The organism is Limnohabitans sp. Rim47 (assembly GCF_001517545.1).
In the GTDB taxonomy this organism is placed as follows: domain Bacteria; phylum Pseudomonadota; class Gammaproteobacteria; order Burkholderiales; family Burkholderiaceae_C; genus Limnohabitans_A.
On sequence record NZ_FBYA01000002.1, the window covers coordinates 114,476 to 134,965 of the forward strand.

The window sequence follows — 20,490 nt, forward strand, 5'->3', positions numbered from 1 at the left end:
ATGCCCATCACGTTGGAACAACTCAATAACGCCAGCCGTGAAGAGGCGGCGCAAATGCTCGACGGCCTGTATGAGCACTCGCCCTGGATCGCCGAGCAGGCGCTGAACGAGCGCCCCTTCACATCGCTGGCGCATCTGAAACACGCCATGTGCGAAGTCTTGACCCACGCTGGGCGCGAGGCGCAACTTGGTCTCATCCGTGCCCACCCGGAACTGGCGGGCAAGGCCATGGTCAGTAAAACGCTCACGGCAGAATCCACGAACGAACAAACCAAGGCGGGCCTGACCGACTGCACGCCCCAAGAGTTCGCCCAAATCCAACAGCTCAACGCCGACTACAACGCCAAGTTTGGCTGGCCCTTCATCTTGGCGGTGCGCGGCCCACGGGGCGTGGGTTACAACAAACGGCAGATCATCGACGCGTTTGAGCGCCGCCTGCACGGCCACCCCGACTTTGAATTGCAAGAGTGCCTGCGCAACATCCACCGCATCGTTGAAATTCGCCTGAACGACAAGTTTGACTTCGAGCCCACGCTGGGCCATCAGGTATGGGACTGGCAGGAAATGCTTGCGCAACACTCGGACCCCGGCTTTGCCGAGCTGGGCCAACTCACCGTCACTTACTTGACCGATGCGCACCGGGCGTGTGCCCAGCGCATCACGCAAAACATGCGCGACTGCGGCTTTGACGAGGTACACACCGACGCTGTGGGCAACGTGGTGGGCCGTTACCACCCCGCCACATCAGGCGGCAAATACCTGTTGACCGGCAGCCACTACGACACCGTGCGCAACGGCGGCAAATATGACGGCCGCTTGGGCATCTTTGTGCCCATGGCCTGTGTGCAGCAGCTGCACCAGCAGGGGCAACGCCTGCCCTTTGGCATCGAGGTGGTGGCCTTTTCTGAAGAAGAAGGCCAGCGTTACAAAGCCACCTTCTTGGGCTCTGGTGCCTTGATCGGTGACTTCAAGCCCGAATGGCTGGCACAACAAGATGCCGACGGCATCACCATGCGCGCGGCCATGCAACACGCGGGCCTGTGTGTGGAAGACATTCCCAAAATCCAGCGCGACCCGGCGCAGTACCTGGGCTTTGTCGAAGTGCACATCGAGCAAGGCCCGGTGCTCAACGAAGTGAACATCCCACTGGGCGTGGTCACCTCCATCAACGGCAGCGAGCGCTACCTGTGCGAGATCCTCGGCACCGCCAGCCACGCAGGCACCACCCCCATGGACCGCCGTCGCGATGCGGCCTGCGCCGTGGCCGAACTGGCGCTTTACATGGAGCAACGTGCCGCCCAAGACGGCGACTCTGTGGCCACCATCGGCCAGCTGAATGTGCCCAACGGCTCGATCAATGTGGTGCCGGGACGCTGCACCTTCAGCCTGGACATGCGCGCCCCCACCGACGCGCAGCGCGATGCGCTGGTCGCCGACGTGATGGCCCAACTGCACGCCATCAGCGAGCGTCGCAGCGTGCGCTACAGCGCCGAACGCACCATGAGCGCTGCCGCTGCGCCCAGCGCCCCCGAGTGGCAAGCCCGCTGGGAACGTGCCGTAAACGCCCTGGGTGTGCCGCTTTTCAAGCTGCCCAGCGGCGCGGGCCACGACGCCATGAAGCTGCACGAAGTCATGCCGCAAGCCATGTTGTTTGTGCGTGGCGAAAACGCAGGCATCAGCCACAACCCGCTCGAATCGACCACCAGCTGCGACATGCAGCTGTGCGTCGACGCTTTCACCCATGTTTTGAACCAACTCTCTCAGGAACTGTCATGAGCGCCCTCCACGTCAATCACTCACAACAATACGAACAACTCGACACTTGGATCGACGCGCACTTTGACGAACAGGTGCAGTTTTTGCAGGCGCTGGTGCAGGTGCCCACCGACACCCCGCCCGGCAACAACGCGCCTCATGCCGAGCGCACCGCCGAGCTGCTCAAGCCCATGGGCTTTGAGGCCGAAAAACACCCTGTTCCTGCCTCCGAAGTCAAAGCCTATGGGCTGGAGTCGATCACCAACCTGATCGTGCGCCGCAAGTATGGCGAGGGCAAAACCATTGCGCTGAACGCCCACGGCGACGTCGTGCCCCCCGGCGAAGGCTGGACTTTCCCACCCTACGGCGGCGAGATTCACAACGGCGCGATGTATGGCCGCGCCACTGCCGTGAGCAAGTGCGACTTTTCCACCTTCACATTTGCCACGCGGGCACTCGAATCGCTGAAAGCCCCACTCAAAGGCGGCGTGGAACTGCACTTCACGTACGACGAAGAATTCGGTGGCGAAATGGGTCCCGGTTGGCTGCTGGCCAAGGGCTTAACCCAGCCTGATTTGATGATCGCCGCAGGCTTCAGCTACCAGGTGGTCACCGCGCACAACGGCTGCCTGCAAATGGAAGTGACGGTGCAAGGCGAGATGGCGCACGCCGCCATCCCCGACAGCGGCACCGATGCACTGCAGGGCGCGGTGCACATCTTGAACGCACTACACGCACTGAACACCCAGTATTTAAAAGTCACATCCCAGGTCGAGGGCATCACACACCCCTACCTGAACGTGGGTCAGATCAGTGGCGGCACCAACACCAATGTGGTGCCCGGCAAGGTCGTCTTCAAACTTGACCGCCGCATGATCCCCGAAGAAAACCCCGCCGAAGTCGAAGCCAGCATCCGCCAAACCATTGCCGATGCGGCCGCCAGCTTCAAGCCCCCACGCGGCGGACAAGAACTCAAAGTGGATGTGCGCCGCATGCTGCTGGCCAACGCCATGAAGCCCTTGGCGGGCAACCAGCCCATGGTCGACGCGATCCAAAAGCACGGTGGCGAACTCTTTGGCGAAGCCATCCCTGCTGTGGGCACGCCGCTCTACACCGACGTGCGCCTGTATGTGGAGCGCGGCATCCCCGGCGTGATCTATGGCGCAGGCCCGCGCACCGTGCGCGAGTCCAATGCCAAGCGCTCAGACGAGCATGTGCAGCTGGAGGACCTGCGCCGCGCCACCAAAGTGATTGCGCGGACCTTGCTGGATTTGCTGGTCTGATGGGTCTGATGGGTCTGATGGGTCTGATGGCCAGCGCTGAAGTCAGCCCAGCTGCGCCACCTGCGCGCCATCAACCACGTTGAAGGTACACCTTCACGAAGCTGCTCTTGAGCTTGTCGGCCTGGCCTGACAAGCCATCGCGCTTGTCTGCTTGCGCCATCGCCATCAACGCATCCAGGTGCTGACGAATGGTCTGAATGTCGGCATCGTTGGCTTGCTCTTCCACTTGTCGAAGTTTGTCGCTGACGGCGGGATAAAGCGCGATGATTTTCTGAACATCTCGGGCTTGTGCCGCATCAAGTATCTGCTCCATGTTGTCGTGAAAATCGACCAAAGCCACTGACAACAACGAGACGCCATTGCGCTTGAGCATGTCCTGAAACACTGGGCGCACCTTTTCCAGATCCAAATGGGCTTGCTGCAGATCGCCGCTGCGAACCGCTGGCTCAACGCCGGTCAGCATGGCCTGCACCGACACGAGGTCGGCGCTCAATTGGGTGTCAGTGCGCAACGCATAGGGGCGGTATTTTGTGTACTTCGACTGAAATGCAAGCCAAGCCGGCATCAAGCGGTCATAGTCGGCGTTGGCCTTTTCCCGCTCATTCTTGCCCGTCAAGAACAAGGTTTGCTTGTAAAAATGGTTCATGGCGTTGAACTCTTCAAGAAAGAGTTTTCGGCTAAAGGCCGCACTGCCATAGCTGCCACCGACCAGCAAGGCCAGCAAAGCGGCCCATCCCAAGGCTTTCCACGCCATGCCCAACTCACCCGCCGAACGGCTTGCGGTGCTTACGCCCAATACCCGGTACAACGGACAAAACTGAACCAACGCCGTCCCGACCAGAATCGCCGCCCCGGCATAAACCGGCCATTGAGCGGCCGACATCGACCAGAAATAAGCCCATTGAACCAAACCAATGGCCAATGCCAGACGCAGCCAGCGATCGATCGGATGGATATTTTTCATGTCAAAACCTTGTGTGAAGACCCTCGAAAGGTTTTCGACGGTGACGGGTTCAAGTATCTGACCCAATGCCCTGGTTGAATTTGATCTTGATCATTAGGAGAACGACTGCGAGGTGTTTTAGAGCACCTGGGTAATCCCTGAGGTCAGTCTTGGATTTTTTGTATACAGTTTGAAACACAAAGAGGCACACATTTAGCCTGTTTGCAATTTTCCCTCTGTTTACTTTTCAGGAGACACCTCCATGAGTTCAACCATCCACCCCGTGGACGAGCATTTGCCCAATGGCAAGCTCGCCGCTTTGGGCCTGCAACATGTGCTGGTGATGTACGCCGGTGCCGTGGCCGTGCCCCTGATCGTGGGCCGCGCCCTCAAACTGAGCCCGCAAGACGTGGCCTACCTGATTTCGGCTGACCTGTTTTGCTGCGGCTTGGTCACCCTGATCCAATCGCTGGGGGCCACACAGTGGTTTGGCATTCGCCTGCCCGTGATGATGGGCGTGACGTTCGCGTCTGTGGCACCCATGGTGGCCATGGCCAACGCCAACCCGGGCGAGCTGGGGGCACAGCTGATCTTCGGCTCCATCATTGGGGCGGGCATCATCTCGATCCTGATCGCGCCGCTGGTGAGCCGCTTGTTGCGCTTCTTCCCGCCTGTGGTCACCGGCACCATCATTGCCGTGATCGGCATCAGCTTGATGCGCATCGGCATCAACTGGATTTTTGGCAACCCCTTTGGCCCCACTGCGCCCAGCATCGTGACGCCCGAGCACAAAGCTTGGCTGGATGCCGCCACCGCGGCGGCTGGCGCACCGGGCTCCACATTGCCCGCCATTCCCAAAGACCTGGCGCTCTTGCCCAAGATGCCTAACCCCAAATACGCCGACCTGACTGGCGTGGGTATTGCGGCTTTGGTGCTGGTCTCCATCATGTTGATCGCACGCTATGCCAAAGGCTTTTTGGCCAACATCTCGGTGCTCTTGGGCATCGTGATCGGCGGCGTAGTGGCCACAGCCATGGGCCTGATGAACTTCGACAAAGTCGGCAAAGCCGCCTGGTTTGATGTCATCACACCGTTTCACTTCGGCATGCCGGTGTTTGAGCCGGTGCTGATCCTGACCATGACATTGGTCATGATTGTGGTGATGATCGAGTCGACCGGCATGTTTTTGGCCTTGGGCGAAATGACCGACAAAAAGGTCGACCAAGCCGCGCTCACACGCGGTCTTCGCACCGACGGCCTGGGCACGCTGATCGGCGGCATTTTCAACACTTTCCCCTACACCAGCTTCTCGCAAAACGTGGGCTTGGTGGCGGTGACGGGCGTGAAAAGCCGCTTTGTGTGCGTGGCCGGTGGTTTGATTCTGGTGGCTTTGGGCCTCTTGCCCAAGATGGCTGCACTGATCGAATCACTGCCCACCGTGGTGCTGGGCGGCGCGGGTCTGGTGATGTTCGGCATGGTGGCGGCCACTGGCATCCGCATCCTGGGCAATGTGGACTTCAAGAACAACCGCTTCAACGCGATGATCGTGGCGATTTCGATCGGCATCGGCATGATCCCGCTGATCGCGCCCAACTTCAAACAGTGGATGCCGCATGGCCTGCACCCGCTGATCGAGTCGGGCATCTTGCTGGCGTCCCTCAGCGCAGTGGCTTTGAACCTGTTCTTCAATGGCGCCAGCGGTGACAACCGCGACGCGATCGAGGCCGCCAAGCAGGCCGAGGCGCACTGAACCAAGGCAAAAGAAGACATGGATACCCGGTCAAGCCGGGCATGACAACACACTGGTCACCCTGACTGAATCGGGGGTCCATGATTTCGGCCTCTGTCACCCCCGACTGGATCGGGGGTCAATGATTTCGGCCTCTGTCACCCCCGACTGGATCGGGGGTCCATGATTGCGGCCTCTGTCACCCCCGACTGGATCGGGGGTCCATGACGTTGATGAGCGTGTGAGCGCATACGCCAATTTGGTGCACCAACCCAGCCAAGTTGCACCAAAAATGAGAATTTCTAGGGGATGGACCTGACATGGGCCGTCAGACCCATGGTCGATAATGGCACCGATTTTGCTAGACAAGATTCACCGTTTATTTGACCCTGGAGCACCTCATGAACAAGCGTTTCTTACTCAAGGCCACCGCCGTGTTGGCTGCTGCTGCCGCTTTTGGCACCGCACAAGCCCAAACAACCCCCATCAAATTTCAGCTGGACTGGCGCTTTGAAGGCCCTGCCGCGTTCTTTTTGCAACCCGCGGCCAAAGGCTATTTCAAGGATGCCAAGCTGGACGTGACAGTGGACTCGGGCAACGGTTCGGGTGGCGCGGTCACGCGCGTGGCTTCGGGCACTTATGACCTGGGCTTTGCCGATCTGGCGGCGTTGATGGAGTTTCACGCCAACAACCCCGACGCACCCAACAAGCCTGTGGCCATCATGATGGTCTACAACAACACCCCCGCTTCGGTCATGGCCCTGAAGAAGTCCGGCATCAAAACCCCCGCCGACTTGGCTGGCAAGAAGCTGGGCGCTCCGGTGTTTGACGCAGGCCGCCGCGCTTTCCCTATCTTCCAGAAAGCCAACGGCATTGGCAACGTGGCCTGGACCGCGATGGACCCCCCTTTGCGCGAAACCATGTTGGTGCGCGGCGATGTGGACGCCATCACAGGTTTCACCTTTACCTCCTTGCTCAACATCGAAGCGCGTGGCGTGAAAGCCGAAGACGTGGTGGTCATGCAGTACCCTGACTTTGGCGTCAAGCTTTATGGCAACGCGATCATCGCCTCGCCCAAAATCTTGAAGGAAAACCCAGCCGCCGTAAAAGCCTTCCTGAGTGCCTTCACCAAAGGGGCCAAAGACGTGATCGCCGACCCAGCCAAAGCCATTGAGTCGGTCAAAGCGCGTGACGGCATCATCAACGTGGCCCTGGAAACACGCCGCCTGCAATTGGCCATTGACACCGTGATCAACAGCCCATCGGCCCGTGCTGAAGGCTTTGGCCAAATCAATGGCCCACGCCTGACGCTCATGGCCTCGCAAGTGTCTGACGCCTTCAACACCAAGACCCGCGTGAAAGTGGATGACATCTGGAACGGTTCGTTCCTGCCCACGTCCAAAGAGCTGGACATTCTGCCCAAGCCCAAAAAGTAAAGCCCGCACTGGCGGTCTTGCCATGCGCAAGACCCCAACACGGCTGCCGCGCCATTGCAGCGCGGCCCCAACCCACCCGCGCCCTCAGGGGCTGGTGGGTTTTTTCGAACGGTCTTTTCGCACACTTTCGAACCCTTTTCAAAGCCACTTATGTCCCAAGACGCATTCGTCGATTTCCAGAATGTCTGGCTGGCCTACAACGACGAGTTGCTGGCGCAAAACCACTTTGCGGTGGAAGACATCAACCTGCAGGTCAAGCAAGGCGAGTTCATTGCCATCGTCGGCCCATCGGGCTGCGGTAAATCGACCTTCATGAAACTGACCACGGGCCTGAAGATGCCCAGCAAAGGCCGCATCTTGGTCGATGGTCAGCCGGTCACGGGGCCGCTCAAAATCAGCGGCATGGCGTTTCAAGCCTCGTCTTTGCTGCCTTGGCGCACCACGCTCGACAACGTGCTTTTGCCGCTCGAAATCGTGGAGCCCTACCGTTCCAACTTCAAGCAAAAGAAGGCCGAATACATCGAACGTGCCCGCAAGCTGCTCAACACGGTGGGCCTGGGTGGCTACGAAGACAAGTTTCCTTGGCAACTTTCGGGCGGTATGCAACAACGCGCCAGCATCTGCCGCGCCCTGATCCATGAGCCCAAAATGCTGCTGCTCGACGAGCCCTTTGGCGCGCTCGATGCATTCACACGCGAAGAACTCTGGTGCATCTTGCGAGACCTGTGGACCGAGCAAAAATTCAACGTCATCCTGGTCACGCACGACCTGCGCGAATCGGTGTTTTTGGCCGACACGGTGTATGTGATGAGCAAGAGCCCTGGCCGCTTTGTCGTCAAACGCGAGATCGATCTGCCGCGCCCGCGTGATCTCGAGATCACATACACCCCCGAATTCACCAACATCGTGCACGAGCTGCGCGGCCACATCGGCGCCATGCGCAAGACCGGTGCGGCGATCAACCAATAAGCGGGAGTCCTTTCATGAACCACAAAACCCTCGAACGCTGGGCACCTTGGGCACTGCTGGTGATCAGCATCTTGATCTGGGAAGTACTGTGCCGCGCCTTCAACGTGTCGGAATTCGTCTTCCCTAGCCCCTCGCGCATCGCGCAACAAACCATCGAATTCAAAGACGTGATCGCCGGTCATGCCTGGCGCACTTTTTGGGTGACGATGGTGGGCTTTGGCATCGCCATCGTGGTGGGCGTCTTGCTGGGCTTCATCATCGGCAGCTCGCGCCTGGCCTATGCCGCCGTGTACCCGCTCATGACCGCTTTCAACGCGCTGCCCAAAGCGGCGTTTGTGCCGATCTTGGTGGTGTGGTTTGGCATCGGCATTGGCCCGGCCATCCTCACGGCTTTCCTGATCAGCTTCTTCCCCATCATGGTGAACATCGCCACGGGTTTGGCCACACTGGAGCCTGAACTGGAAGACGTGCTGCGCGTGCTGGGTGCCAAGCGCTGGGATGTGCTGGTCAAAGTCGGCCTGCCCCGCTCCATGCCCTACTTTTATGGCTCACTCAAAGTGGCCATCACCTTGGCCTTTGTGGGCACCACCGTGTCAGAGATGACCGCCTCGAACGAAGGCATTGGCTACCTGCTGATCTCGGCCGGTTCGGCCATGCAAATGGGCCTGGCGTTTTCGGGCTTGGTGGTGGTGGGCGCCATGGCCATGATCATGTACGAACTGTTCAGCGCCATCGAAAAACACACCACCGGCTGGGCGCACCGCGGCTCGCAAGGCGAATGAAGCTCGACCCGGTTCAGCGTGCACCTCGCCACCGGCCACGGGCACGCACATGACCTGGCACGCCAGCCTCCAGCTCGACTACACCCTAGAGTCTGAGCGCAGCGTGGCCCGCTACCTGCACCAAGGCCCGCTGCGCATTTTGCAAAGCCTTTACCCCGAAGGCGATGCGGTCTGCCACAACGTGCTGGTGCACCCGCCCAGCGGCTTGGTGGGCGGCGACACGCTGGACATGCAAGTCACCGTGGGCGCGGGTGCCCATGGCCTGGTCACCACACCGGGGGCCACACGCTTTTACCGGTCTGATGCGGGCTTGGCCAAGCAGCAAGTGCATGCCCGAGTGGAAAGCGGTGCTCGGCTGGAATGGTTGCCCTTGGAGGCGATTGCCTACAACGGGTGCGACGGCCTCAACCGCGCCGTGTTCGATCTGGCGCCCGGCGCAGAAATGATGACCTGGGACATCACGGCGCTGGGCCTGCCTGCGGCAGACTTGCCCTTCGCACAAGGCACGTTTCGCCAGCACATGGAGATCCCCGGTGTCTGGCTGGAGCGCGGCACGATCAGCGCCACCGACACCCGATTGATGAACAGCCCGCTCGGCTTGGCAGGCCAGCGCTGCATGGCCACGCTGGTGTTTGCGGCAGGCAGCGCCATCGCGGCTGAACGCGCAGATCGCGCCTTGGCCTGCGCACGTGACCTGACCGAAGCCTCATCCCTGCGCCTGACGGCGGGCGCGACATTGCCCCACAAACAAATCATCGTGCTGCGGGTGCTATCACCCGTGACCGAACCGGCCATGCAATTGCTGCGGCAAGTGTGGGCGGCGTGGCGACATGAGATGTGGGGTTTGCCGGGGCATGTGCCACGGTTGTGGAACCTCTGACCAGCCTGCATGACCGTCATCCTCAATAGCAGTCATCCTCAATAGCAGTCATCCTCAATAGCAGTCATCCTCAATAGCAGTCATATCCAATAGCTGTCATACCCGCGAATGCGGGTATCCAGTGCGCCAAATGCACACCCGCGTTCGCGGGCATGCCATGGGGAGCCTCAAATCGCCACCAGCTGCTGAATGTTCTTGGCCTTCATCTCGCTGCCCGGCCCACGCGCAATCACCTCGCCGCGCTCCATGACCAAGTACTGGTCGGCCAGTTCTTCGGCAAAGTCGTAGTACTGCTCGCACAACAACACCGCCATGCGCTGGCCTTGCAGGCCCACGTCGGCCAGCTGGCGGATCACGCGGCCAATGTCTTTGATGATGCTGGGCTGGATGCCTTCGGTGGGTTCGTCCAGAATCAGCAAACGCGGCTTGGCCGCCAAAGCGCGGGCAATGGCCAGTTGCTGTTGCTGACCGCCGGAGAGGTCACCACCTCGGCGGTGCAACATTTGTTTGAGCACCGGAAACAGTTCAAACAACTCAGGCGGGATGGGCGTGCCGCCGGGCTGTGTCGCCAAGCCCATCAGCAGGTTGTCTTCCACCGTGAGGCGCGCAAAGATTTCGCGGCCTTGGGGGACATAGCCAATGCCTGCGGCGGCGCGTTCATAAGGCTTGGCGTTGCTCAGCTCTTTGCCGTCCAGCAGCACGCTGCCGCTTTTGATCGGCACCAGGCCCATGAGCGATTTGAGTAGCGTGGTTTTGCCCACGCCGTTGCGGCCCAGCAAGACGGTGACCTGCCCTTGCGCGGCAGACAGGCTCACATCGCGAAGGATGTGGGAGCCGCCGTAGTATTGGTGAATGTTTTGGACTGTCAGCATGTTTTCTCTGTTTGATGTGTTGGCACCAACTTGTTCGGTACAGGTGAATCGGACATGGATCCCGGATCAAGTCCGGGATGACTTGTCATGGTCAACGTCCCAAATAAACTTCAATCACCCGCTCATCGGCCTGCACTTGATCGAGCGTGCCCTGGGCCAGCACCGAGCCATCGCACAGCACGGTGACGATGTCCGAGATGGTCCGAATAAAGCCCATGTCGTGCTCAACCACCATCAACGAGTGCTTGCCCTTGAGCGTCAAAAACAACTCGGCGGTGCGCTCTGTTTCATGGTCGGTCATACCGGCCACGGGTTCGTCCAGCAGCAGCAATTTAGGGTCTTGCATGAGCAGCATGCCGATCTCAAGCCACTGTTTTTGACCATGGCTGAGCGTGCCTGCTTGCACCCGCACACTGTCAGCGAGGTGGATGGTGTGCAGCACCTCGGCCAAGCGATCGCTCTGGCGTGAGTCAAGCTTGAAGAACATCGAGGCCTTCACGCCTTTGGGTGTTTTCAAAGCCAGCTCGAGGTTTTCAAACACGCTTAAATGCTCAAACACCGTGGGCTTTTGGAACTTGCGACCAATGCCCAGCTGGGCGATCTCGGGTTCGTTGTGGCGCAGCAAATCGAGGGTGCTGCCAAAAAACACCGTGCCCTCGTCAGGTCGGGTCTTGCCCGTGATGATGTCCATCATGGTGGTTTTGCCCGCACCGTTGGGGCCGATGATGCAGCGCAATTCACCGGGGGCGATGTCGAGCGACAGTTTGTTGATGGCCTTGAAGCCGTCAAAGCTCACACTCACATCTTCCAAATACAAGATGCGGCCATGCGTCACATCCACCTCTTTGGCGTCTTGCAGCACACGGCCATAACCGGCAGTTCGCCCCCCCGACTCGGTGGACTCCACACGCTGTTGCGCCGACTGGGCAATGCGCTGCGCGCCCTGTTTCAAAAGATCGGGGGTCATGCGGCACCGCCTTTTTTGTTCTTGAATTTGGCCACCAGCCCCACCACGCCTTGCGGCAGGTACAAGGTCACAGCGATGAAGAGCGCCCCTAAAAAGTACAGCCAAAATTCTGGCGCGGTCACGGTGAGCCAGCTTTTGGCCCCGTTGACCAAAAACGCGCCCAAGATCGGTCCCATCAAAGTGCCACGCCCCCCGACTGCGGCCCACACCGCCATCTCAATCGAATTGGCGGCGCTCATTTCACCGGGGTTGATGATGCCCACCTGCGGCACATACAAAGCGCCTGCAATGCCGCACATCACCGCCGAGATCACCCAAATGCTCAGCTTGTAAGGCAGTGGCGAATAGCCCGAAAACATGACCCGCGTTTCGGCATCGCGAATGGCTTGCAACACGCGGCCATATTTGCTGCCCACCAACCAGCGCGAGAACAAATAGAAACCCAGCAACGTCACGCCTGTGATGACAAACAAGCTCATGCGCATGTGGGGGGTGGCGATCGGCAGGTCCAGAATGCGCTTGAAGTCGGTGAAGCCGTTGTTGCCACCAAAGCCAGTTTCATTGCGGAAAAACAGCAGCATCGCCGCATAGGTCATGGCCTGGGTGATGATGGAAAAGTACACCCCTTTGATGCGCGAACGGAAAGCGAAATAACCAAACACAAAAGCGATGAAGCCTGGCACCAACACCACCAAAATCAGTGTGGCCACAAAGCTGTCCGACAGCATCCAGTGCCAAGGCAGTTCTTTCCAGTCCAAAAAGACCATGAAGTCGGGCAAGTCACTTTTGTAGTTGCCGTCCTGGCCGATCTGACGCATGAGGTACATGCCCATGACGTAGCCACCTAGAGCGAAGAACAGGCCGTGGCCCAGCGACAAAATGCCGGTGTAGCCCCAGACCAGGTCCATGGCCAAGGCGCAAATGGCGTAGCACATGATCTTGCCGATCAGCGACACCGCAAAGTCGCTCAGATGCAAGGGGTTGCCTGCAGGCACCCACAAATTGAGCACCGGGGCCAAAAAGCCCACGGCGATCAGCGCCAGCAAGAAAGCCGTCCAGGCTTTGCGCCCCAACAGGGGCGCAGGAGTCGGTAATTTAAATGACGTCATGTTCATGCTCATATTCACGCTTCAGCACTGCGACCCTTCATCGCGAAGATGCCTTGGGGGCGCTTCTGGATGAAGACGATGATGAACACCAGCACGCAGATCTTGGCCAGCACAGCGCCGGTCCAGCCTTCGAGCAACTTGTTGACCAGGCCCAGGCCCAGCGCGGCATACACGGTGCCCGCCAATTGGCCCACGCCGCCGAGCACCACCACCATGAACGAGTCCACGATGTAGCTTTGACCCAGATCAGGGCCGACGTTGCCCACCTGACTCAAAGCGCAACCGGCCAAACCGGCGATGCCCGAACCCAGGGCAAAGGCATAGGTGTCGATGCGGGCGGTGTTGACGCCCATGCACGAAGCCATGGGGCGGTTTTGCGTGACCCCACGCACAAACAGGCCCAGCCGCGTTTTGCCAATCAACAGCGCCATGCCCACCAGCACGGCGGCGGCAAACACAATGATCAACACACGGTTCCAGGGCAATTGCAGGTTGGGCAGCAATGGCAGCGAACCGCTCATCCATGAAGGGTTTTCGACGCCCACGTTTTGCGCACCAAACAAGCTGCGCACGCCTTGCATCAGCACCAGGCTGATGCCCCAAGTGGCCAGCAAAGTTTCCAAAGGGCGGCCATACAAATGCTTGAGCACGGTGCGCTCCATCACCGCCCCCACCAAGGCAGAGGTGATGAACGCCACCGGAATCGCCACCAACAGATAAGCGTCAAACGCGCCGGGCAGGTAATCCCGAAACAAGGCTTGCACCACATAGGTGGCGTAGGCACCAATCATCATCAGCTCGCCATGCGCCATGTTGATCACACCCATCAGGCCATACGTGATGGCCAGCCCCAGTGCCACCAGCAGCAAGATCGAGCCCAGGCTGGCCCCCGTAAAGAGCGCGCCCAAGCGCTCGCCCCAGCGCAAACTGGTCTGCACAGCGGCCAACGAAGTCTGAATTTGTTTCTTGACCGAAGGTTCTTGCTCATCAGCCAGGCGCTGGTTGAGCAACAACAAGGTCTCTGGCTGTTTGCTGTCGGCCAACTCGCGGGCGGCCAGCAAACGGTCATTCGGTACATCGCTGTTCAGCAGCGCGGCCGCGCGGGCCTGGCGCACCAGATTTTGCACGGTGGCATCTTTTTCAGCCGCCAGTGCTTTTTCCAGCAAAGGCTTGCGACTGGCATCAGGCTCTTTGAGCAGTGATAAGGCCGCCAGACGGCGCACCTTGACATCGGCGCTGAACAACTTGAGGGCAGCAAGCGCTGTGTCGATCTCGCCACGCAGGCGGTTGTTCAACATCACATCTTCGGCGTCTGCGGGCACGGGGACAGACTGGCCTGTCACTGGGTCTGTGCCCTGACCATCACGCACGACCAGCACCTGGTCTTTGGCGATCTTGACCACATCGTCGGCCAGCGCCTGCAAATAGGCGGCGGTTTTGTCATCGCCTTGCGCCACCGCTTGTGCCAAAGCCTCGACGCGGGCATCGCTGTCGCCGGTTGCCATGGCACGGGCTTCGTCCATCGTCAGGGCCTGCGCGGCCGACAGACCCCACACCGCACTGGCAATCAACGCGCCTTTCACAATCCATCTTTTCATTTTTCTCATCTCATGTTGAGCAGTTGCTCGCCAAGGCCATCTTGGGCATGAAATGGATTCCCGCGTGCGCGGGAATGACCGTTTTTTCGTCAATCTCATGAATGACAAGTGTCCTGTCATCCCCGCAAATGCGGGGATCCATCTCGTTGACTGTCATGGATTCCCGCCGGAGCAGGAATGACATGCAGACCCCATCACTTCTTGGCAGGTTCGTCAGGCTTGACGTCGTTGCCGGGGATGTAAGGGCTCCATGGCTTGGCTTTGACCGGGCCGGGTGTCTTCCAGACCACGTTGAATTGACCGTCGGCCTTGATCTCGCCAATGAACACCGACTTGTGCAGGTGGTGGTTTTTCTCGTCCATCTTGCTGGTGATGCCAGAAGGTGCCTTGAAGGTCTGACCCGCCATGGCCGCGATCACTTTGTCGGTGTCGGTCGACTTGGCTTTTTCAACCGCTTGCTTCCACATGTTGATGCCGATGTAAGTCGCTTCCATCGGGTCGTTCGTCAAAGGCTTGTCTTTGTGCCCAGCGATGTTTTTGGCTTTGGCATAAGCCGCCCATTTTTTAGTGAACTCGTCGTTGGCCGGGTTCTTGATGGACATGAAATAGTTCCATGCCGCCAAGTGACCGACCAAAGGCTTGGTGTCCACGCCACGCAGCTCTTCTTCACCCACCGAGAAGGCGACCACCGGCACGTCTTTGGCTTTCAGGCCCGCATTGCCCAGCTCTTTGTAGAAAGGCACGTTGGAGTCACCGTTGATGGTGGAGACCACGGCGGTCTTGCCACCGGCTGAGAATTTCTTCACATCGGCCACGATGGTTTGGTAATCGCTGTGGCCAAACGGGGTGTATTTTTCGTCGATGTCAGACTCTTTAACGCCTTTGCTTTTCAAGTAAGCGCGCAAGATTTTGTTGGTGGTGCGGGGGTACACATAGTCGGTGCCCAGCAAGACCCAGCGCTTGGCTGCGCCGCCTTCTTTGCTCATCAGGTAGTCCACTGCAGGAATGGCTTGCTGGTTGGGCGCTGCACCGGTGTAGAACACGTTTTTCGACAGCTCTTCACCTTCGTATTGCACGGGGTAGAACAACAGGCCGTTCATTTCTTCGACGACGGGCAGCACCGACTTGCGCGACACCGAAGTCCAGCAGCCGAAGATCACCGAGACCTTGTCTTGACCCAGCAACTGTTTGGTTTTTTCAGCAAACAAAGGCCAGTTGGAAGCGGGGTCCACGATCACGGGCTCCAGCTTTTTGCCCAGCACACCGCCCTTGGCGTTGATCTCGTCAATGGCCATGAGCACGGTGTCTTTCAACACGGTTTCAGAAATGGCCATGGTGCCTGACAAGCTGTGCAACACGCCCACCTTGATGGTGTCAGCGGCCAGTGCCTGGACCGAGAAAGTCAAACTGCCCGCCACCAAGGCTGCGGCAGTTGCGAGGGCTTTGAGATTGCCACGACGGTTCATCATGAGATCACTCCAATCAGGAAAGTAGGTTTTCAAACACGCGGAGACTTGCAACGCTGAACCTGCTCTTGCAATCACCGTGCCAACCCACGCAAAAGCCCTGACGCCCGCCAACAAGGAAGGGCATTTCCCTAGAAATTGAGTGGCTCCCTATAAAGGGGCACGCTCTTTGCTACATTGAAATCATCCAATGCACCAATTCAACCAGAGCGCACCAAAATGGAACTCACCCCTCGCGAAAAAGACAAGCTGCTGATCTTCACGGCAGGCCTTTTGGCCGAGCGCCGCAAAGCACGCGGCCTCAAACTGAACTACCCCGAAGCCATTGCGCTGATCAGTGCAGCCGTCATGGAAGGCGCACGGGACGGCAAGACGGTGGCGCAACTCATGAGCGAAGGCCGCAGCGTTTTGACTCGTCAAGACGTGATGGACGGCATCGCCGAAATGATCCCCGACATCCAAGTCGAAGCCACTTTTCCAGACGGCACCAAATTGGTGACCGTGCACCAACCCATTGTTTGAACCCCAGGAATCACACATGAAAAAATTCGCTTTGACACTTGGCCTCGCACTGTTCAACCTGGGCAACACCGCTTGGGCTCACGAGGGCCATGGCCTGGGCAGCACCCATTGGCACGCCACCGATGCACTCGGTTTTGTGGTCGCTGCCGCCTTGGTGGCGGTGGCGTTTTACTTCGGCAAAAAGTGAGCCCGAGATGACGCCTGGAGAACTTTTGATTGACCCCGGTCAGCTTGCGCTGAACGTGGGCCGCCGAACCTGCACGCTGGTGGTGCAAAACGCCAGCGACCGCCCGATTCAGGTGGGCTCGCACTACCACTTTGCCGAAACCAATGCCGGCTTGAAATTCGACCGCACCGCCGCACAAGGCATGCGCCTGAACATCACCTCGGGCACCGCCGTGCGCTTTGAGCCCGGCCAACAACGCACGGTGGAGCTGGTGGACTACGCCGGTGACCGCGTGGTGTATGGCTTCAGAGGACTGACCAACGGTGCACTTGTCACCCCGAACAGCAAAGGCAACTGACATGGCCCACATCGACAAACGCGCTTATGCCGAAATGTTCGGCCCCACCGTGGGCGACCGCGTTCGGCTGGCCGACACCGCCCTGATCGTCGAAGTTGAAAAAGACTTCACCCTGCAAGCCGGTGGCTATGGCGAAGAGGTCAAGTTTGGCGGAGGCAAAACGATCCGCGATGGCATGTCGCAATCGCAGCGCACCAATGCCGCCTACGGAACGGGCCCTGAAGCGCCTGGCGCGATGGACTGCGTGCTGACCAACGCCCTCATCATCGACCACTGGGGCATCGTCAAAGCCGATATTGGCCTCAAGGGCAACCGCATCGCGGCCATTGGCAAGGCGGGTAACCCCGACACCCAACCGGGCGTGGACATCGTGATTGGCCCCGGCACCGAGATCATCAGCTGCGAAGGCCTGATCGTCACCGCAGGCGGCATCGACAGCCACATCCATTTCATCGCGCCCCAGCAGATCGACGAAGCGCTGGCCAGCGGCGTGACCACCATGTTGGGTGGCGGCACCGGCCCGGCCACCGGCACCTTTGCCACCACTTGCACGCCCGGCCCCTTCAACATCGAACGCATGATGCAGGCGGCTGACGCCTTTCCGATGAACCTGGGTTTTCTGGGCAAGGGCAATGCCACGTTGCCTGCCGCGCTGCACGAGCAGATCAGCGCAGGCGCCATTGGTTTGAAGCTGCACGAAGACTGGGGCACCACGCCCGCAGCCATTGACAACTGCCTGAGCGTGGCCGAAGAAACCGACACCCAGGTGGCCATCCACACCGACACGCTCAACGAGTCGGGCTTCGTAGAAGACACGGTGGCCGCCTTCAAAGGCCGCACCATCCACACCTTTCACACCGAAGGCGCGGGCGGCGGGCACGCGCCCGACATTTTGAAAGTGGTGGGCGAAGCCAATGTGCTGCCCTCATCGACCAACCCCACACGGCCTTACACCATCAACACCCTGGACGAGCATGTGGACATGCTGATGGTTTGCCACCACCTGGACCCGGCGATTGCCGAAGACCTGGCCTTTGCCGAAAGCCGCATCCGCAAGGAAACGATTGCAGCCGAAGACATCCTGCACGATTTGGGGGCCATCAGCATGATGAGCAGCGACAGCCAGGCCATGGGCCGGGTGGGCGAGGTCATCATCCGCACCTGGCAGACCGCACACAAGATGAAGCAGCAACGCGGCAGCTTGCCCGGCGACACCGATCGACACGACAACGCCCGCGTCAAACGCTACATCGCCAAGTACACGATCAACCCCGCTATTGCACACGGCATGAGCCACGAAGTGGGCAGCATCGAGGTGGGCAAGTGGGCCGACTTGGTGATCTGGAAGCCGGCCTTCTTTGGCGTCAAACCCGCCATCGTCATGAAAGGCGGCTTCATCGCACTGGCCGCCATGGGCGACCCGAACGCGTCGATTCCCACGCCGCAGCCGGTGCATTACCGGCCCATGTTTGGCAGCTTTGGCGGTGCACTGACACGGGGCTCGCTGACCTTTGTCTCGCAAGCCGGTTTGCAAGCGGGCGTGGGTGCGCGTTATGGCCTGCAAAAAACCTTGTCGGCTGTGAAGAATATCCGCCAAGTCGGCAAAAAAGACATGCTCCACAATGACTACGCGCCCCGCATGGAAGTCGATGCACAGACCTATGCCGTGCGGGCCGACGGACAACTGCTGGTGTGTGAGCCCGCCACCAGCTTGCCCATGACGCAACGCTACTTTTTATTTTGATGATCACTTGTTCCAAACTCATGCCCCAAGGCCGTGGCCTGGCCCGCGTGCTGGTGCAACGCGCCAGCACCATCACGCTGGACTGGGACACCCGCCAAAAAAGCCGCTTTGACGCGGTGGACAGCAGCCAGCGCCAGCTGGGCATCTTCTTGCCCCGAGGCACCGTGGTGCGCGGCGGCGATGTGCTGGTGGCCGAAGACGGCTCGCTGGTCCGGGTGGAGGCCGCGCCGCAAGACGTGTTGCGCATCACCGCCGGCACCGAGCACGGCAGCCCGTTCGACCTGACTCGTGCGGCCTACCACTTGGGCAACCGCCATGTCCCGATCGAGCTGAAACCGGACCACCTCAAGATCGAGCCCGACCATGTGCTGGCCGACATGCTGCGGGCCATGCACATGACCGTGGTTCAAGTGTCCGAACCGTTTGAACCAGAAAGCGGCGCTTATGGTGACCACAGTGGCCATTCGCACGGCGGTCATGGACATCACCACGACCACGCACATTCACACGATGAGCAGGCCACAAGCGCCGCACCCCATGTGCACGGCCCCGACTGCAAGCATGAACACTGACACCGCGCCATCGGGCCTGCTGCAACTGATCTGGCTCGCGTCGCCCGCGCTGCCGATTGGGGGTTTTTCGTATTCCGAAGGGCTCGAAGCGGCCATTGAACAAGGCTTGGTGCACGACGAACACAGTGGCACGGACTGGTTGGTCGACCAGCTGCACCTGACGCAGTCGCGCGGCGACATGGCCGTGCTGGCCCAAGCCATCCCCGCTTGGCAAAGCGATGACACGGCCCGGCTGCAAGCCCTGAACGACTGGGTCATGGCCACCCGCGAAACCGCCGAGATGCGCCTGCAAACCGAACAAATGGGGCGCTCGTTGCTGGACTGGCTGCGCAACCTGCAACAAGCCAGAGCGTCGCAACTGGCGTGTTGCGCTCAATTGCCACCCACCTTCCCGCTGGCCATGGCCTTGGCGCTGTCTTTGTCTCATTCGCCGCTGGATCAGGCCCTGCAAGCCTGCGCCTTTGGTTGGGCCGAAAACATGACCCAAGCCGCCCTTAAAGCAGTGCCTCTGGGCCAAAGCGCAGGCCAACGCATGTTGGCCAGGCTGGCCCGCGAAATCCCTGTGGCGGTGCACACCGCCATGCACTTGAGCGACGAAGATCGCCAAGCTTTCAGCCCCATGCTGGCCATCTTGTCGGCCCGCCACGAAACCCAATACTCCAGGATCTTCAGATCATGAATACGCCCTTGCACCACATCCCCAACCGAACCCAAAAACTGCCGCCCCTGCGCGTGGGCATTGGCGGGCCTGTGGGCTCTGGCAAAACCACCCTGCTCGAAATGCTCTGCAAAAACATGCGCGAGCGCTGGGACCTGATTGCCATCACCAACGACATTTACACCAAGGAAGACCAAAGGTTGCTGACCGAAAGCGGCGCCCTGCCCGCTGAACGCATCATGGGCGTGGAAACTGGGGGTTGCCCGCACACGGCCATCCGAGAAGACGCGTCCATCAACCTCGAAGCGATTGACCGCATGTTGGAAAAGTTTCCCAACGCCGATGTGGTCTTCATTGAAAGCGGTGGCGACAACCTGGCCGCCACCTTCAGCCCCGAGTTGAGTGACCTCACGATTTACGTGATCGATGTGGCCGCCGGCGAAAAAATTCCACGCAAAGGTGGCCCCGGCATCACCAAGAGCGACTTGTTTGTGATCAACAAAACCGACTTGGCCACTCATGTGGGCGCGTCCTTGGATGTGATGCGGGCCGACACCGACCGCATGCGCCCCAACCCCGAAACACGTCCATGGGTCATGACCAACTTGAAAACACAAGCGGGGCTGGCCGAAGTGGTGGCGTTTATTGAAAAAAGGGGCATGCTGAAACACGCCTGAACCG

At 59.7% G+C, this 20,490-nt stretch carries 20 protein-coding genes; 14 read left to right on the forward strand and 6 right to left on the reverse strand.

Features of this window, described 5'->3' with window-relative positions:
• The gene (gene uraD / locus BN3544_RS05455) at positions 1 to 1,776 is read left to right on the forward strand and encodes a 2-oxo-4-hydroxy-4-carboxy-5-ureidoimidazoline decarboxylase (protein ID WP_019429541.1); all 1,776 of its coding nucleotides are present in this window, start codon (positions 1 to 3) and stop codon (positions 1,774 to 1,776) included.
• Complete coding sequence (locus BN3544_RS05460; protein WP_019429540.1) at positions 1,773 to 3,038, forward strand: M20 family metallopeptidase; 1,266 nt, start codon at positions 1,773 to 1,775, stop codon at positions 3,036 to 3,038. Before uraD ends, BN3544_RS05460 begins: the two co-directional genes overlap by 4 nt.
• A gap of 70 nt (positions 3,039 to 3,108) precedes the next feature.
• Here the strand turns inward: BN3544_RS05460 and BN3544_RS05465 are convergent, their stop codons facing one another.
• A complete protein-coding gene (locus tag BN3544_RS05465) occupies positions 3,109 to 4,002 on the reverse strand; it encodes a YgaP family membrane protein (protein WP_019429539.1) in 894 nt (297 codons plus the stop codon).
• A 241-nt stretch (positions 4,003 to 4,243) separates the two neighbouring features.
• Here BN3544_RS05465 and BN3544_RS05470 point away from each other — a divergent pair, with 241 nt between their 5' ends.
• The 5 genes from BN3544_RS05470 to BN3544_RS05490 all read left to right on the forward strand — a co-directional run bounded on the left by BN3544_RS05470 (position 4,244) and on the right by BN3544_RS05490 (position 9,777).
• The gene (locus BN3544_RS05470; protein WP_019429538.1) at positions 4,244 to 5,731 is read left to right on the forward strand and encodes a nucleobase:cation symporter-2 family protein; all 1,488 of its coding nucleotides are present in this window, start codon (positions 4,244 to 4,246) and stop codon (positions 5,729 to 5,731) included.
• Between the two features lie 380 nt (positions 5,732 to 6,111).
• Positions 6,112 to 7,146 carry an ABC transporter substrate-binding protein gene (locus BN3544_RS05475; RefSeq protein ID WP_019429537.1) on the forward strand — a complete coding sequence of 345 codons (1,035 nt, stop codon included), beginning with the start codon at positions 6,112 to 6,114 and terminating at the stop codon, positions 7,144 to 7,146.
• 150 nt (positions 7,147 to 7,296) lie between these two features.
• Positions 7,297 to 8,115, forward strand: coding sequence for an ABC transporter ATP-binding protein (locus tag BN3544_RS05480; RefSeq protein WP_019429536.1), 819 nt, complete (start codon positions 7,297 to 7,299; stop codon positions 8,113 to 8,115).
• Positions 8,116 to 8,129: 14 nt separating this feature from the next.
• Positions 8,130 to 8,897, forward strand: coding sequence for an ABC transporter permease (locus BN3544_RS05485; protein WP_019429535.1), 768 nt, complete (start codon positions 8,130 to 8,132; stop codon positions 8,895 to 8,897).
• 49 nt (positions 8,898 to 8,946) lie between these two features.
• Complete coding sequence (locus BN3544_RS05490) at positions 8,947 to 9,777, forward strand: urease accessory protein UreD (RefSeq protein WP_019429534.1); 831 nt, start codon at positions 8,947 to 8,949, stop codon at positions 9,775 to 9,777.
• 167 nt (positions 9,778 to 9,944) lie between these two features.
• Here BN3544_RS05490 and urtE read toward each other — a convergent pair whose 3' ends face one another.
• The 5 genes from urtE to urtA form a co-directional block, all read right to left on the reverse strand.
• Positions 9,945 to 10,649 (reverse strand): urea ABC transporter ATP-binding subunit UrtE, encoded by a 705-nt coding sequence (urtE, locus tag BN3544_RS05495; protein WP_019429533.1) that lies wholly within the window; start codon positions 10,647 to 10,649, stop codon positions 9,945 to 9,947.
• Positions 10,650 to 10,740: 91 nt separating this feature from the next.
• A complete protein-coding gene (urtD, locus tag BN3544_RS05500; RefSeq protein ID WP_019429532.1) occupies positions 10,741 to 11,616 on the reverse strand; it encodes an urea ABC transporter ATP-binding protein UrtD in 876 nt (291 codons plus the stop codon).
• Positions 11,613 to 12,725, reverse strand: a complete 1,113-nt coding sequence (urtC, locus tag BN3544_RS05505; RefSeq protein ID WP_026036566.1) for an urea ABC transporter permease subunit UrtC — start codon at positions 12,723 to 12,725, stop codon at positions 11,613 to 11,615. The genes urtD and urtC overlap by 4 nt, the downstream gene beginning before the upstream one ends.
• A 14-nt stretch (positions 12,726 to 12,739) precedes the next feature.
• Positions 12,740 to 14,323, reverse strand: coding sequence for an urea ABC transporter permease subunit UrtB (urtB, locus tag BN3544_RS05510; protein WP_019429530.1), 1,584 nt, complete (start codon positions 14,321 to 14,323; stop codon positions 12,740 to 12,742).
• A gap of 194 nt (positions 14,324 to 14,517) precedes the next feature.
• Positions 14,518 to 15,789 carry an urea ABC transporter substrate-binding protein gene (urtA, locus tag BN3544_RS05515; RefSeq protein ID WP_026036564.1) on the reverse strand — a complete coding sequence of 424 codons (1,272 nt, stop codon included), beginning with the start codon at positions 15,787 to 15,789 and terminating at the stop codon, positions 14,518 to 14,520.
• Between the two features lie 219 nt (positions 15,790 to 16,008).
• Between urtA and ureA the strand changes: the two genes are divergently transcribed.
• From ureA to ureG, 7 genes are read left to right on the forward strand one after another with little or no spacing between them, the layout of a single operon-like run.
• Positions 16,009 to 16,311, forward strand: a complete 303-nt coding sequence (gene ureA / locus BN3544_RS05520) for an urease subunit gamma (protein ID WP_019429527.1) — start codon at positions 16,009 to 16,011, stop codon at positions 16,309 to 16,311.
• 16 nt (positions 16,312 to 16,327) lie between these two features.
• Positions 16,328 to 16,498: a hypothetical protein gene (locus BN3544_RS14245; protein WP_019429526.1), complete on the forward strand. Its 171-nt coding sequence runs from the start codon at positions 16,328 to 16,330 to the stop codon at positions 16,496 to 16,498.
• A 7-nt stretch (positions 16,499 to 16,505) separates the two neighbouring features.
• The gene (locus BN3544_RS05525; protein WP_019429525.1) at positions 16,506 to 16,835 is read left to right on the forward strand and encodes an urease subunit beta; all 330 of its coding nucleotides are present in this window, start codon (positions 16,506 to 16,508) and stop codon (positions 16,833 to 16,835) included.
• Between the two features lies 1 nt (position 16,836).
• Complete coding sequence (gene ureC, locus BN3544_RS05530) at positions 16,837 to 18,579, forward strand: urease subunit alpha (RefSeq protein ID WP_019429524.1); 1,743 nt, start codon at positions 16,837 to 16,839, stop codon at positions 18,577 to 18,579.
• Positions 18,579 to 19,151, forward strand: a complete 573-nt coding sequence (gene ureE / locus BN3544_RS05535) for an urease accessory protein UreE (RefSeq protein WP_019429523.1) — start codon at positions 18,579 to 18,581, stop codon at positions 19,149 to 19,151. The genes ureC and ureE overlap by 1 nt, the downstream gene beginning before the upstream one ends.
• Positions 19,141 to 19,830: an urease accessory protein UreF gene (locus BN3544_RS05540; protein ID WP_019429522.1), complete on the forward strand. Its 690-nt coding sequence runs from the start codon at positions 19,141 to 19,143 to the stop codon at positions 19,828 to 19,830. Before ureE ends, BN3544_RS05540 begins: the two co-directional genes overlap by 11 nt.
• A complete protein-coding gene (gene ureG, locus BN3544_RS05545; RefSeq protein WP_019429521.1) occupies positions 19,827 to 20,486 on the forward strand; it encodes an urease accessory protein UreG in 660 nt (219 codons plus the stop codon). Before BN3544_RS05540 ends, ureG begins: the two co-directional genes overlap by 4 nt.
• Positions 20,487 to 20,490 lie beyond the last annotated feature (4 nt).